The 12,925-nt window shown below is 56.6% G+C and carries 10 protein-coding genes; 3 read left to right on the plus strand and 7 right to left on the minus strand.

Annotation, left to right across the window (positions count from 1 at the left end; translation table 11 throughout):
- Positions 1–52: 52 nt before the first annotated feature.
- The 4 genes from V1587_RS13170 to V1587_RS13185 all read right to left on the minus strand — a co-directional run bounded on the left by V1587_RS13170 (position 53) and on the right by V1587_RS13185 (position 5,664).
- The gene (locus V1587_RS13170) at positions 53–1,432 is read right to left on the minus strand and encodes an efflux transporter outer membrane subunit (protein WP_395314362.1); all 1,380 of its coding nucleotides are present in this window, start codon (positions 1,430–1,432) and stop codon (positions 53–55) included.
- A complete protein-coding gene (locus tag V1587_RS13175) occupies positions 1,432–2,511 on the minus strand; it encodes an HlyD family secretion protein (RefSeq protein ID WP_395314363.1) in 1,080 nt (359 codons plus the stop codon). The genes V1587_RS13170 and V1587_RS13175 overlap by 1 nt, the downstream gene beginning before the upstream one ends.
- A gap of 22 nt (positions 2,512–2,533) precedes the next feature.
- Entirely contained in the window at positions 2,534–4,186 is a 1,653-nt protein-coding gene (locus V1587_RS13180) for an MFS transporter (protein WP_395314364.1), read from the minus strand.
- Positions 4,187–4,344: 158 nt separating this feature from the next.
- The gene (locus V1587_RS13185; protein WP_395314365.1) at positions 4,345–5,664 is read right to left on the minus strand and encodes an MFS transporter; all 1,320 of its coding nucleotides are present in this window, start codon (positions 5,662–5,664) and stop codon (positions 4,345–4,347) included.
- Positions 5,665–5,990: 326 nt separating this feature from the next.
- On the opposite strand from V1587_RS13185, the gene V1587_RS13190 reads away from it, so the two are divergent.
- A complete protein-coding gene (locus V1587_RS13190; RefSeq protein WP_395314366.1) occupies positions 5,991–6,791 on the plus strand; it encodes a YdcF family protein in 801 nt (266 codons plus the stop codon).
- Positions 6,792–7,199: 408 nt separating this feature from the next.
- Here the strand turns inward: V1587_RS13190 and gap are convergent, their stop codons facing one another.
- Positions 7,200–8,201, minus strand: a complete 1,002-nt coding sequence (gene gap, locus V1587_RS13195) for a type I glyceraldehyde-3-phosphate dehydrogenase (protein WP_063408900.1) — start codon at positions 8,199–8,201, stop codon at positions 7,200–7,202.
- Between the two features lie 189 nt (positions 8,202–8,390).
- Between gap and cybB the strand changes: the two genes are divergently transcribed.
- Complete coding sequence (gene cybB / locus V1587_RS13200; RefSeq protein WP_371898033.1) at positions 8,391–8,921, plus strand: cytochrome b561; 531 nt, start codon at positions 8,391–8,393, stop codon at positions 8,919–8,921.
- Positions 8,922–9,018: 97 nt separating this feature from the next.
- Here cybB and V1587_RS13205 read toward each other — a convergent pair whose 3' ends face one another.
- Positions 9,019–10,086 carry an oxidoreductase gene (locus tag V1587_RS13205; protein ID WP_395314367.1) on the minus strand — a complete coding sequence of 356 codons (1,068 nt, stop codon included), beginning with the start codon at positions 10,084–10,086 and terminating at the stop codon, positions 9,019–9,021.
- A gap of 13 nt (positions 10,087–10,099) precedes the next feature.
- Positions 10,100–10,843 (minus strand): DeoR/GlpR family DNA-binding transcription regulator, encoded by a 744-nt coding sequence (locus V1587_RS13210; RefSeq protein ID WP_371898035.1) that lies wholly within the window; start codon positions 10,841–10,843, stop codon positions 10,100–10,102.
- A 739-nt stretch (positions 10,844–11,582) separates the two neighbouring features.
- On the opposite strand from V1587_RS13210, the gene V1587_RS13215 reads away from it, so the two are divergent.
- On the plus strand, positions 11,583–12,920 hold the full coding sequence (locus tag V1587_RS13215; RefSeq protein ID WP_371898036.1) for a TolC family outer membrane protein: 1,338 nt from the start codon (positions 11,583–11,585) through the stop codon (positions 12,918–12,920).
- The last annotated feature ends 5 nt before the right edge of the window (positions 12,921–12,925 follow it).

A 12,925-nucleotide genomic window follows, 5' to 3' on the forward strand; every position in this document is an offset into this window, starting at 1 on the left:
GCCTACGGGGCGAAATGTAGGCCCGGTAAGCGAAGCGCCACCGGGCAGGTTTTCAGGCACTGACCCAGCCGCCGCCCAGCGCTCTGTACAAATCAATCTGCGCCAGCAGCAGGTTATTTTTTACCTGCACCACGCTGGTCTGAACCGAGTACAGCGTGCGCTGCGCGTCCAGCACGTCCAGATAGGAGGAGTAGCCGTTGCGATTGCGGTTCTGCGCAATGCGCAGCGTCTCCTGGGCAACATCCTGCTGGGCAAGCAGTTCTGTCAGCTGTTCCTGATAGCGCGTAATCGCATCAAGGCTGTTATTCACCTCGGCAAACGCGTTACGCACGGTCTTTTCATAGGCGTACAGCGCCTGGTTTCGCTGGGACTGGGAAATGTCCACCTGCGCATTTAGCGCCTGACGGTTCAGGAGCGGGGCAAGGATACTGCCTCCGACGCTCCAGAGCTGAAGCGGGTTGTCCAGCAGGCCGGAAAGGGTGCGATCCTGAACCGATCCGCCGGCGGTCAGGTTGATCGACGGCAGCAGGCTGGCGCGCGACGCCGCGAGCGAGGCGTCAGCCGCCACCAGCTGGCGTTCGGCCTGAACGATATCCGGGCGGCGGTTCAGGAGCGAAGAAGGCAGCTGCGACGGCAGCGTCAGCGGCGTCAGTGCCGCGAAGCTTGCGCTGCGCGCCACGTCGCCGGGGTTGCTTCCCAGCAGCAGGCTCAGGGCATTCTCCTGCTGTGCAATCTGGTGCTGCAGCAAGGGCACCTGCGCCCGCGTGGAGCGAAGCTCGGAATCTGACTGCATCAGCTCCAGGCGCGAGCTGTAGCCCGTCTCAAACTGACGCTTCGCAAGGTTAAACGCCTCCTCGCGCGATTTCAGCGTGGATTCGGTCACGCGCAGCTGTTCATCAAGCGAGAGCAGGGTGACGTAGCCGGATGCAACGGACGAGGCAACGATCAAATCCGCAGCCGCGGCGGCGGCTTTTTGCGCCGCCAGCGAGGCCTCGGCGGCATTGGCCGTGCTGCGGTTGACGCCCCAGATATCCACGTCATAGCTCGCCGTCAGGCTCCCTCTGTACAGCGTGCCGTAAACCGGCAGCCCGGTCGCGGCGGATTGTGAACGGGCGCGCGTCCCCGTTACGCCCGCATCAAGCGAGGGAAACAGGCTACCGTCGGCCGCATAGACCCGCGCCTGATACTCGCTTATCCGTTCGCGGGCGATCAGCACGTCGCTGTTATTCTGCAGCGCCTGGTCCACATAGCGGTTGAGATGGTTGTCATGGAAATTGCGCCACCAGAGCTGCTCCGTCGGGCTGGCAGGCCCGGCATCTGCTCGCCACTGGGTGGGGATATGCAGCGTCGTCTGAGCCGGCTTGACGTCAACGGACTGGCATCCGGCCAGCATGACCGCCGCCACCAGCGCGGCTATCGGGCGAAGGATCATTACTTCGCCTCCCGCGTATCAATGGTCACCTGTACCGACATACCCGGACGCAGCAGCGCGGAATCTTCTGGCTTACCGAGCACCTCAATGCGCACCGGAATACGCTGGGCAATTTTGACAAAGTTGCCGGTGGCGTTGTCCGGCGTGATGGCGCTGAACTCCACTCCGGTTGCCGGGGAGATGCTCTCCACGCGGCCCTGATAGGATTTGTTGTTCAGGGCATCCACCGTGAATTTCACCGGCTGACCGACGCGCAGCTCCGCGAGCTGGGTCTCTTTAATATTGGCGATGACCCAGTGCTGAGGCGGCACAAGGGTGGTGAGATGGGTTCCTGCGGTCACGTATGCCCCGAGGCGCACGGCGATCTGGCCGAGCTGGCCGTCGCGCGGCGCCACAATGCGGGTGTTTTGCAGGTCAATCTGCGCCAGCTCCAGCGCCGCTTTGGCGTTTTCGACATCCGCCTCCAGCGCACCGCGGTTGACAATCACCGTCTGCAGATCCTGACGCGACATCTCAAGCGCGGCTTTCGCCTGGTCGATGTCGGCGCTGCCCTGGGCGGCACTGGCCAGCGCCGCGTCGCGCTCGCGAATGGAAAGCGAGCCGTCAGACGTCAGCTCTTTCACCCGCTTTAAATCCGCCTGGCTTTTCAGGCTCTGGGCGCGGGCATTTTTCAGCGCCGCGTCATTTTTGGCGATCGTCGCTTCGGCGCTTTTACGCTGCTGCAGGTTGTTATTGAGGGCGGCTATTTTCATCGCCAGCTGCGCCTCGGCCTGATGTACCCGCTGACGATAGATACGGTCATCAATCTGCATCAGCAGGTCGCCTTTTTTGACCTGCACAAAGTCCTGAACCTTCACCTCGGTGATATAGCCGTTCACCTGCGGGCTAATAAATGTCGTCTGACCGCGCACGTAGGCGTTGTCGGTAAACTGCGCGTGGCGGGTGAACGGCGGCAGCTGCCACGCATAAAGGATCACCAGCACGCCGACGATACCGATGGCGGCGGCGGTGAAAACGGAAACAATGCGCACATTTTTGCGGGTGTTGGCCTGCTCTTTAGCGGCATCCTGCTGACTCATAAACTCTCCAGAAATATTTCAATTATTTGTTGCCGGTGGCGTTCTTAAGCGCCAGACGGGCAGTGATGCGCAGGCGCAGCAAGCGCCATAAAATCCAGACCAGCGTGGCGGCAGCGATGCTCGCCGTCAGCAGATAAGTATCGTTGTAGGCCAGAATATTCGCCTCCAGCGCGGTCACCGTTTGCAGCTGCGTTATCGCCTGGGTGCTCAGCAGCGCGCTGTCGCCAATCAGGCTTTTATACATCTGGGTATAAAGCTGGATTCGCTCGTTGACCAGCGGGTTGAGCGTGGTGAGCTGGTCCGCCAGCAGGCTGGAGTGGTATTTCTCGCGCCAGGTCTGGAAGGTGCCGAGGATCGCGGAGCCCAGCAGGCCGCCGAGGTTCTGGCTCATGCCAAACATCACCGAGAAGCTGACCAGGTTGCGCGGGTCGGCGATCACCCCGCCAATGGCGGCCAGCATGGCGGGCGCCAGGAAGAAGGCGCTGCCGAAGCCGAGCAGGAACTGGCTGAGCATCAGCTGATCCGGTCGGGTCAGGTTGTTGGACTGGCTGTCCAGCAGCGAGGCAACAATCATCAGCGCCAGGGAGGTAATAATCGGCCACGCCAGTTTGGTCGGCTTAATCGTGAGACAGCTGGTGACAATCCCGCAGACGATCCCGGCAAAAATAGACCACGCCAGGTGGGTCATCTGCTCATTCTGTAACCCCACGTACTGCAGCCAGCCGATGACGCCGGTGTTTTGCTCGGCCAGCACGATACGGATCAGCAGCATGATGAGTCCCAGACGGACGATGCTGCCGCTCGACAGCCAGCGGGTGTTCAGGAGCGGGTTTGCGCGGTTATGTTCAAAGACGATGGCAGCCACAATCAGCACCAGCGATAGCGCCAGCGACCAGCCGATCCACGGCGCTTCGAACCACCAGTCCAGACGGCCCAGCGAGAGCACGGCGCAGAGCAGGGCCATCCCGGGGGCCATTAAAAAGAAGGTGATAAAGTCTTTCTTCTCGAAGACCTTGCGCCTGTCGCCCGGCGGCAGTTTTAAGGCTATCACGCAGGCCAGGGAGATCAGCGCCAGCCCCAGCTCGAAGAAATAGAGCCCGCGCCACTCGTCCAGCTGAAGCAGCTCTGTCGAAAACAGGCGGGCCAGCGGGATGGCGAGTGACGATCCGGTGATGCCGATGGTGAGCGCCTTCAGGCGGTGCTTCGCAGGCCAGGCCTGGATCTGATAGTAAATCCCCAGCGAGCTGAGCGCGGCGGCCACCATGCCGTGCGCGGCGCGAACCATCAGCGCCGAGCTGAGGTCGTTTACGAACAGATGGAAGAAGGTGACCAGCACGTACAGCACCAGGAAACCTTCAGTGAAGGCGCGCAGACCGTACTGCTGGCGGAACTTGACCAGCAGCAGGTTGATGGAGATGTTGGTCATCACATAGACCGCGGGCAGCCAGGCGATTTCGGTGGACCAGGCCCCGAAAGTCCCCTGCAAATTTTGCAGGTTGGCGGTCACCACCGCATTCCCCAGCGCCCCCGTCAGGCAAACCAGCAGGCCCACGACGCCGTAGGCAATGCGTTTTGGCGTACTGTGTTCGGGCGTGGAGGGCGAACCCAGCAGGGCGGGTTTCTCATGTGGCTGCCACTCGCGAGGAGCATAAGGGTCGCGTTCGGGCAGGCGCATAACGTCGTTTACCTTAGAAATGATTGAATAATTAGCGGGCTAGCGATTCTACGTCTGCCGCAAATGATAATTCAAGTGAATATGATTTACGCATGTTAATCAAATGGTGAAGGGAAATTTAAGGAAAAAGAGCGGCCCGAAAGTCGGGCCGACAGCAATCAGAGACGTTCGGGTTGCGCCTGCAGAGGGGAGGCTCGCTTAACGCGGCTGGCGCAGAAAATCGCGATTAAGGAGATGGCTACCGTGACGGCAAGATACCAGGCCACCGGAACCCAGTCGCCGTCATATTTCGCCAGCAGTCCGGTGGCAATCAGCGGCGCGGTACCGCCTGCCAGCGCGGCACCCAGCTGATAGCCGAGCGTAATGCCGGTGTAGCGCACGTTTGCGCTAAAAATTTCAGAGCACAGCGTGCCGAGTACCGCCGTTACCGGTGCCCACAACACGCCAAAGGCGATCACCGTCGCGAGCACAATGCCCCAGGTGGTATCGGTGTTGAGCAGCATAAACCACGGCACGATAAACAAACCCAGGATGAAAACGCTCGCGGCATACATGCGTTGACGGCCAATTTTATCCGAAAGTAACCCCATTAACGGGATCATAACCGTGGCCACCAGGGCTCCCAGCGTCACGGCTTCCAGCGCCTGAGATTTTTGATACGTCAGCGTAGTGGTGGCATAGCTCACCACGAAGGTAGAGAAGATGTAGAACGGCGCGGTTTCGACAACCTTCAGACCGGCGGCAATCAACACTTCGCGCCAGTAGTATATCAGGGTATCGCGCAGAGGCGCTTTCGCCACCTGGCCCGATTTTTTTACCTTCTTGAAATCAGGCGTCTCGTCGATGTCCTTACGGATCCACAGGCCGAGCAACACCAGAACCGAACTCAGCAGGAACGGGATGCGCCAGCCCCATGAGAGGAAATCCTCCTCGCTGAACAGCGTCATCAGCGAGACGATAAAGGTCGCCATCAGCATGCCGATGGTCACGCCCGCCTGCGGAATGCTGCCGAAAAAGCCTTTACGTTTTTCGGGCGCGTATTCGTAGGCCAGCAGCAGCGCGCCGCCCCATTCACCGCCGATGCCCATCCCCTGAATGATGCGCATCAGGATCAGCAGAGCGGGAGCCCACAGGCCGATCATCTCATACGTAGGCAGCAGGCCAATCATAACGGTTGCACCTCCCATCAAAGAGAGGGTCAGCACGAGGGTCTTTTTACGTCCGATGCGGTCGCCAATGTGGGCGAAAAGTACCCCGCCAATGGGGCGAATAAAAAAGGTTAATGAGAAAGAGAGATACGAGAGAATGAGCCCGATCACCGGATCGACCATCGGGAAAAAAATCTTATTAAAGACCAGCGCGGCCGCCGTACCGTAGAGAAAATAGTCAAACCATTCAATGGCGCTCCCGGTAAGGCTGGCGATTAACACCTTTTTATTTTTACGTAATACCGTCGTCGTACTTTCATGTTCTGTCATGACCTGAAACCCCGCCAGTTTGATGATGTGAGAGGTGTCACCTGGCGCGCTTCAGGTGCAACCTGTGATGATGAAAAGGTTGTGAAATTGTTAAGCAACTTAGGGTTGGATGTTGTGTTTGGCAAGCGCGGGGGGGATAAAACTGGTCAGATCACGATGAAATAAGCAGCGCCGGGTGCTTTTTCATGACGCCTGCACAATACAATGTTTTGTAAGGCAGGAAATCAAAAGCATAATAGGCAGGTGCAACCCGATGATTTTTGGATGTTTCTGGTTATTTCAGAAAAATGATAAATTCGGCGCTTCAACAACGTGAGGAGTTCACCATGGTTCAGCCCCATTTTCCCGTTCTGGCGGATGCCACGCTGGCGGCTATTAATACTGTCGGTGAATGGCTGGCGCAGGACGACCTGAGCGCGACCCGTCCGATCCCGGAAGTCGATGCGGTGATTCTGGCAGGAAACGCGGTGATCCCAACCATTGACGCGGCCTGCCGGATTGCCTCTCAGAAAGACGTGCCGCTTCTGATTAGCGGCGGCATCGGGCATTCAACCCCCTTTTTATATGACGCCATCGGCAGTCATCCGCGTTATCACACCGTACCGGCTGCAGGGCGGGCCGAAGCGAGCATTCTTGCCGACATTGCGCGGGCGTTCTGGCAGATCCCCGAGGCGCATCTGTGGGTTGAGGATCAATCCACCAACTGCGGTGAAAACGCGCGCTTTAGCTGGGACATGCTGAAACAGCACCATCGAACGACGGGGCGGGTGCTGGTGGTGCAGGATCCGACGATGCAGCGCCGCACGATGGCGACGTTTGCCCGAGTTTGTCGGGATGAGCCCGTTTCACCGCAGTGGGTCAGCCATCCGGGGTTTACGCCGACGCTGCGAAACGGTAAAGAGGGCGTGGAATTCAGTGAGAGCAACACAGGACTGTGGCCCGTTGACCGTTATCTTTCACTCGTTATGGGGGAACTGCCGCGCCTGTATGATGACGCCAGCGGCTATGGCCCGGCCGGGCGGGATTATATTGCTCACGTTGAATTCCCCGAGGCCCTCACCGCCGCATGGAAACAGCTACAGCAGGATCCGGTCCTTGCGGATGCGTTGTTAAGGCGCTCGGTTTAAGGACGTAATTAGAAGCAATAACAACCGCTTCAGAATAACATTTGGCTTACAGCGACACCCTGGTCCGGCTGTAAATCGCCGAAGCGTTTCCGTAAGGCCGGGGCGAGGCGCAGGGATGCGCCGAGAGGGCGTGGCCTGCAGGGATGCAGGCTCATGCCCGACCCGATAGCCTGAAGGAATAAGCTGAGGGCACCGCAAAGCGGCGATTTACCGCCGGAAGCCTGGGTCGCCAGGGTGGTGGCGATTGAGCCACCCTGGCACGTTCACCGGTCATGTCGTTACAGAGTAGCAAGGAACATAACGTGAACGGAATGACCACCAGAGCCGTATGTTCCCCTCACCCTAACCCTCTCCCTTAGGGAGAGGGGATGGTTCACAGCTCATATTAGCCCTGAATAAAGAAAAAAATCACAGCGCCGCAAACTTATCCAGCGTCCGCACAAGCTGGGTCACAAACCCATACTCGTTGTCATACCAGGCAACGGCTTTCACCAGCTGAAGTTCTCCCGCTTCTGATACCTCCGTCTGCGTGGCGTCAAACACCGAACCATAGTGCGAGCCAATCACATCGGACGACACAATCTCTTCGTCGGTATACCCGAACGATTTATTGCCCTGCGTCGCCTTTTTCAGCGCGGCGTTGATCTCCTCAACGGTTACTTTCTTGCCCAGAATCGCTACCAGCTCGGTTACCGAACCCGTTTTTACCGGCACGCGCTGCGCGTGGCCCTTCAGTTTGCCGCTGAGCGCAGGGATCACCAGACCGATGGCTTTGGCGGCGCCGGTGGTATGCGGAATAATATTCTCTGCCGCCGCCCGCGAGGCGCGAAGGTCTTTCCCGCGCGGACCATCTACCAGCGCCTGGGTACCGGTATAGGCGTGAATGGTGGTCATGGTGCCCACTTTTATTTCAAACGCATCGTTCAGGGCTTTCGCCAGCGGGGCGAGGCAGTTGGTAGTGCAGGATGCCACGGAAATAATGGTGTCACTGGCGTCAATGGTGTCGTCATTCACGCTGTAGACGATCGTTTTCATGTCTCCCGCAGGCGCAGAGATCAGCACTTTCTTCGCGCCAGCGTCCAGGTGCGCCCGTGATTTTTCTTCAGACGTATAAAAGCCGGTGCACTCCACGACGATATCCACGCCTGCGGTTTTCCACGGAATGTGCTTCGCCTCTTTTTCGGCGTAGACCGCTATGGTTTTACCGTCAACGATCAGTGCATCCTCGGTGAAATCCACGCTCCACGGGAAGCCACCGTAGTTAGAATCATGCCTGAGAAGGTAGGCCAGCACTTTGGGAGAGGTGAGGTCGTTGATGGCGACGACGGTATTACTGTCCTGGGTTTCAAGAAGGCGGCGCAGAACAAGACGTCCAATGCGTCCAAATCCGTTAATGCCAATTTTACTCATGGTGTTCTCCTGTAAACGTGTCGATGCGACAGTTTGAACTCATCCAGGCTTAGACCATCACGGGCAGGGCGGCAATTGAAGATGATTCATGCGGGGGGAAGTATTTGAAAAACCATACAGAAAAGTTAATGAATTTTTAAGGAAAGGGGATTATGTTGGCGCGGTAACTGTTTTTAATCGAGAAATCACATGCGCACTAAATATACAAGCCTGCAAATCGGCATCCACTGGCTGGTGTTTCTGTTAATCATCGTCGCCTACTGCGCCATGGAGTTCAGAGGTTTCTTCCCGCGCACCGCGCGTCCGGCAATCAATATGATTCACGTCTCATGCGGTATCGGTATTCTGGTGCTGATGGTGACGCGTCTGCTGGTTCGCCTGAAGTTCCGCGCGCCGCCGATTCAGCCGAAGCCAAAAGCGATGGTGACGGGGATGTCTCATCTGGGGCATCTGGTGGTGTATCTGCTGTTTATTGCGCTGCCGCTGATCGGCATTGTGATGATGTATAACCGTGGCAGCGACTGGTTTGCTTTCGGACTGGCGATGCCGCATGCGGCAGAGTCCAATTTTGACCTGGTTGATACGCTGAAGGAGTGGCACGAGACGCTGGCAAACCTGGGCTATTTTGTGATTGGCCTGCACGCGGCGGCGGCGCTGGTGCATCACTATTTCTGGAAAGATAATACTCTTCTGCGCATGATGCCGAAAAAGCGTTCGTAGTCATTAACGCTTGCCGGGTGGCGGCTACGCCTTACCCGGCCTACGATGCAATTCCAGAATCGTAGGCCGGGATCGCTACGCGTCACCCGGCTTGTTTTTAACCCAGCAAAGCACGTTCTTCAGCTGTTAATGCCAGCGCCTGCGTTGACCCCGTCTCAGACGACTTCACCGCCGCTTCCAGCACGGCCATCACCGCTAATGCCTCGACCGGGTGGACCGGATTGTCGATTTTCCCAAGCAGCGCGTCACGCACGTTGATGTAATACTGGCGCTGATCGCCTTTCGGGGTAGGGATCGTCTGCGGCGTGCCGTCAGCGCCAAAGAACACCATGCTGTCGCTGTCTTCGCCCCAGGCTTCACTGCCGGGGATAACCCCGGATAGCAGCTGCGCTTCCTGCTGATCGATTCTGGCCTTCACCAGGCTGCCCTTGTCCCCGTGGACGGCAAAGCGTGCCGTACCGCCCGCCACCAGCATGCTGGCGTGCAGAACGACCTTATGCTCCGGGTAGTTTAATACCACGTGCGCCCAGTCGTTGATTTCTGCACCGTCGCGCAGCGTCGCGATATTCCCCTGAACCGACTGCGGCAGGCCAAAGAGCTGCAGCGTCTGATCAATAAGATGAGGCCCCAGGTCAAACCACAGGCCGCTCCCGGGGACATTCTGCTCGCGCCAGCGCACGCGCACTTCCGGGCGGAAGCGGTCGATGTGCGATTCCAGGTGCTTAACCTTGCCGAGCGTGCCTTGCTCAATGATCTGCTTAATGCCGAGGAAATCGCTGTCCCAGCGGCGATTGTGAAAGACAGAAAGCAGTAGCTGCTTTTCATCCGCCAGCGCAATCAGGTCGCGGGCTTCCTGCATGTCGAGGGTAAAAGGCTTATCCACGACCACGTGTTTCCCCGCGTTCAGGGCCAGCGTCGCCAGCGGGGCGTGCGTGGCGTTGGGGGAGGCAATCACAACCAGATCGATATCAGGATGCCCAATGGCCTCTTCCGGTGTCGCCACCACCTGTACGTCCGGCAGATCGCGTTTAACCTTCTCTTCATCACGAGAAGAGACCACCGCCAGCTTAAGCCCGTCCACAGACTGGATTAACGGGGCATGGAAGGTTTTACCCACAAATCCATACCCGATCAGCGCAATGTTGATTGTTCGAACTGTACTCATGAACTTCTCCACGTTAATTCGCGCACACCGTGACCTGCAATGCGCCGGGGTCCCCAAGCTCAGGCCAGGGACGATCTAAAAAGAGTTGTTGAATGTTGGATAACCCGGAAACCAGATACGGTTCGCAGCGGTTGACTTTCAGGTGATCGGCCACAATCCAGCGCGCATGGCTTGCTTCAAGCATCGCGCGTTTAACCTCGGCATCCGCTTCTTTACCGGCGCTCAAACCGAGTTCAGCATGAATGGCGCACGCGCCGAGGATGGCGATATCTGCCCGATAGCGGGACAGCAAGGACAACGTGGCGCTTCCGGCAAACAGGCGCTGCTGGTGGTCCCATTTCCCGCCGAGGAGGATCAGCTCCACGTCTTCCCGGTCGCTAAAGTGCTGGGCAATATCCAGAGACGTGGTAATGACGGTGAGCGGCCCGCGAAGAAAGGAAGCGACAGCCATCACCGTGCTTCCCGCATCCAGAAACAGGGTAGAACCCGCAGGAACCTGCTGTGCGACCTGTTTTCCCAGGCGCCGTTTGGTTTCCGGCAGCAGCGTATTTCGGCCCTGGCGATTCATGGCGGAAAGATTCAGCGCGATGGCCCCGCCGTGGTTCTTCTGCGCCAGCCCCTGGTTTTCCAGGTCGGTCAGATCCCGTCGGATGGTGTCGGCTGAAACCTGCAGCTTTTCTGCCAGCTCGGTGATGCTGGCCTGGCCTTGCTCGCTCAGGATATCCAGAACGTGGCGTTGTCGTGCGGTTTTGTGCATCGGTGTGCATTCCTGCAAAATGTCGCAATAATTTGCATAATACAGCATTTTGACGCAGAGAAAAGGGCAACGTCATTTTGATATCGTGGAGAGGCGTGATGATTGAGATGCGTGATTATTAAAATTTTATTAAGGAGGTATAAGTAAGCCGTTTTGAATGTTAACCATAATGTTATTGTTATGTTTTATTTAATGGTTTGGGTTATGTAACCACTTCATAACCATTGGGTGGATTTTAATTCTCAATAATTGCTTTAATGTGGTTTTAAATCGCTTCAATTAGTTTATTAATAGCATTAAGTTTTGTTGAGTTTGACTCGGTTACTTAAATTGACATTTCTTTGAAAATCTTTGTGTCTGACCCGACCGGAAATTAACCCAAAAATGTGCAGGTAACGAATTAAGAATTTTCCTTAAATAACAGTCGGTTTATATGTTTCATCTGAAAGGTCATTTTCAGAGTTTTGTCCAGAAACCCCATCTTTTTTCTTAATTGTAACACCGCATTAACATTGTGGGTGTAGTGGCCTATAACTCATTTTGTTATGCTGCTAACCACTTTAAGAAATAAGTAAATTCTTAATTTAAATAGGAGCAGGCAGATCTCATCTCCAGAGGAAATGGGTATGGGGAGTTTTACCTAAAATTCGGCAAGGATGCTAAATAAGATATTTGTCTAATTATCTGTACCTCTTTTTGGGTAATTGCTTCAGTGTCACTCAGAGTCAGGGAGATAAAAATGACGATATTGCGAAAGCCTATGTTACGCCAATTTACAGCAGCACTGGCATTCATTTCATTAGCCATACATACGGCGTACGCCAATAGTAGCCAGGTGGGCATTGCCCCGGTTGCCACGACAACCTTAAAAGAAAGTATTCTTTTTGCTATCGATCGCGATCCGTCAATTAGTCAGCAGGCTGCGCAATTAGGTATTGGCCAGGCACAAATAGATGAAGCGCGCAGCGGCTGGATGCCGCAAATATCGTTGAACGGGAGTACAGGGCACAGCCAGACCACCGATTCCAGCGGGTCGCTGAAGAATTCAGCCGCCTGGGGGCTGAGCCTGACGCAGCTGCTGTACGATTTTGGCAAGACCAATAACAGCATCAGCCAGTCCTCCTCCCGGCGCGATAGCTACCGCTATCAGCTGATGGGCACGCTCTCTGACGTGGCGGAAAAAACCGCGCTGAGCTATGTCGAGGTCAAACGCTATTCCGATCTGCTGCAGGCGGCAAAAGAGAACGTTCAGGCGCTTAAAAATGTTGAGCAGCTGGCAAAGCTGCGCGCCGACGCGGGCGTGAGTTCCACCTCTGATGAGCTCCAGACCCGCACGCGTATTGCCGGCATGCAGGCGACGGTCGCGCAGTATCAAGCCGCCTTAAACAGCGCCCGCGCAAGGCTCGCGGTATTAACCGGCATGCAGGCAGATAACTTTTCGCCTGTACCTGCAAACCTCGCGGTCGAGCCTGATTCGCTCAACCGCATTGATTATTCGCTGATACCGGCGGTCATGGCCGCGCAAAACATGGAGCGCTCTGCCCAGTATGGCGTGGAAACCGCTAAGTCCCAGCACTGGCCAACCTTAAGCCTGAAGGGGGGGCGTACCCGTTACGAGTCGGACAACCGTTCGTACTGGGACGACCAGATCCAGCTCAATATTGACGCACCGCTTTATCAGGGGGGCGCGGTCTCCGCACGCGTGCGGCAGGCTGAAGGAGCACGGGCAATGGCCTCCTCTCAGGTCGATCAGGCGCGTTTCGATGTCCTGCAAAAAGCCTCCGTTGCGCAGGCGGACTGGACCGGCGCACGGGGAAGAATGGAGGCCGGGAAGCAACAGCTGGAAAATGCCCTGCGCGCCCGCGATGTCTATAAAAATGAATACACCCTGAGCAAGCGGAGCATTAACGATCTGCTCAGCGTTGAGCAGGATGTCTGGCAGGCCACCTCGGCGAAAATAATCGCTGAGTATGACGGCTGGAGTTCGGCAATTAATTATGCTTCCGCGGTTGATAATTTAATGCCGCTTATTGGGATAGAGAAAAACGCAGCCGCAAAATTACCCGATTTGAGTTAATAAAA

The organism is Enterobacter sp. ECC-249 (genome assembly GCF_043965265.1).
Taxonomy (GTDB): Bacteria; Pseudomonadota; Gammaproteobacteria; order Enterobacterales; family Enterobacteriaceae; genus Enterobacter; species Enterobacter quasiroggenkampii.

What these genes read in the sequence shown, in the direction of transcription:
- cybB (WP_371898033.1), top strand. Translation starts at nt 8,391, where the DNA reads ATGCGCACTAAATATACAAGCCTGCAAATCGGCATCCACTGGCTGGTG.
- V1587_RS13180 (WP_395314364.1), bottom strand. Translation starts at nt 4,186, where the DNA reads ATGCGCCTGCCCGAACGCGACCCTTATGCTCCTCGCGAGTGGCAGCCA.
- V1587_RS13175 (WP_395314363.1), bottom strand. Translation starts at nt 2,511, where the DNA reads ATGAGTCAGCAGGATGCCGCTAAAGAGCAGGCCAACACCCGCAAAAAT.
- V1587_RS13210 (WP_371898035.1), bottom strand. Translation starts at nt 10,843, where the DNA reads ATGCACAAAACCGCACGACAACGCCACGTTCTGGATATCCTGAGCGAG.
- V1587_RS13205 (WP_395314367.1), bottom strand. Translation starts at nt 10,086, where the DNA reads ATGAGTACAGTTCGAACAATCAACATTGCGCTGATCGGGTATGGATTT.
- gap (WP_063408900.1), bottom strand. Translation starts at nt 8,201, where the DNA reads ATGAGTAAAATTGGCATTAACGGATTTGGACGCATTGGACGTCTTGTT.
- V1587_RS13190 (WP_395314366.1), top strand. Translation starts at nt 5,991, where the DNA reads ATGGTTCAGCCCCATTTTCCCGTTCTGGCGGATGCCACGCTGGCGGCT.
- V1587_RS13215 (WP_371898036.1), top strand. Translation starts at nt 11,583, where the DNA reads ATGACGATATTGCGAAAGCCTATGTTACGCCAATTTACAGCAGCACTG.
- V1587_RS13170 (WP_395314362.1), bottom strand. Translation starts at nt 1,432, where the DNA reads ATGATCCTTCGCCCGATAGCCGCGCTGGTGGCGGCGGTCATGCTGGCC.
- V1587_RS13185 (WP_395314365.1), bottom strand. Translation starts at nt 5,664, where the DNA reads ATGACAGAACATGAAAGTACGACGACGGTATTACGTAAAAATAAAAAG.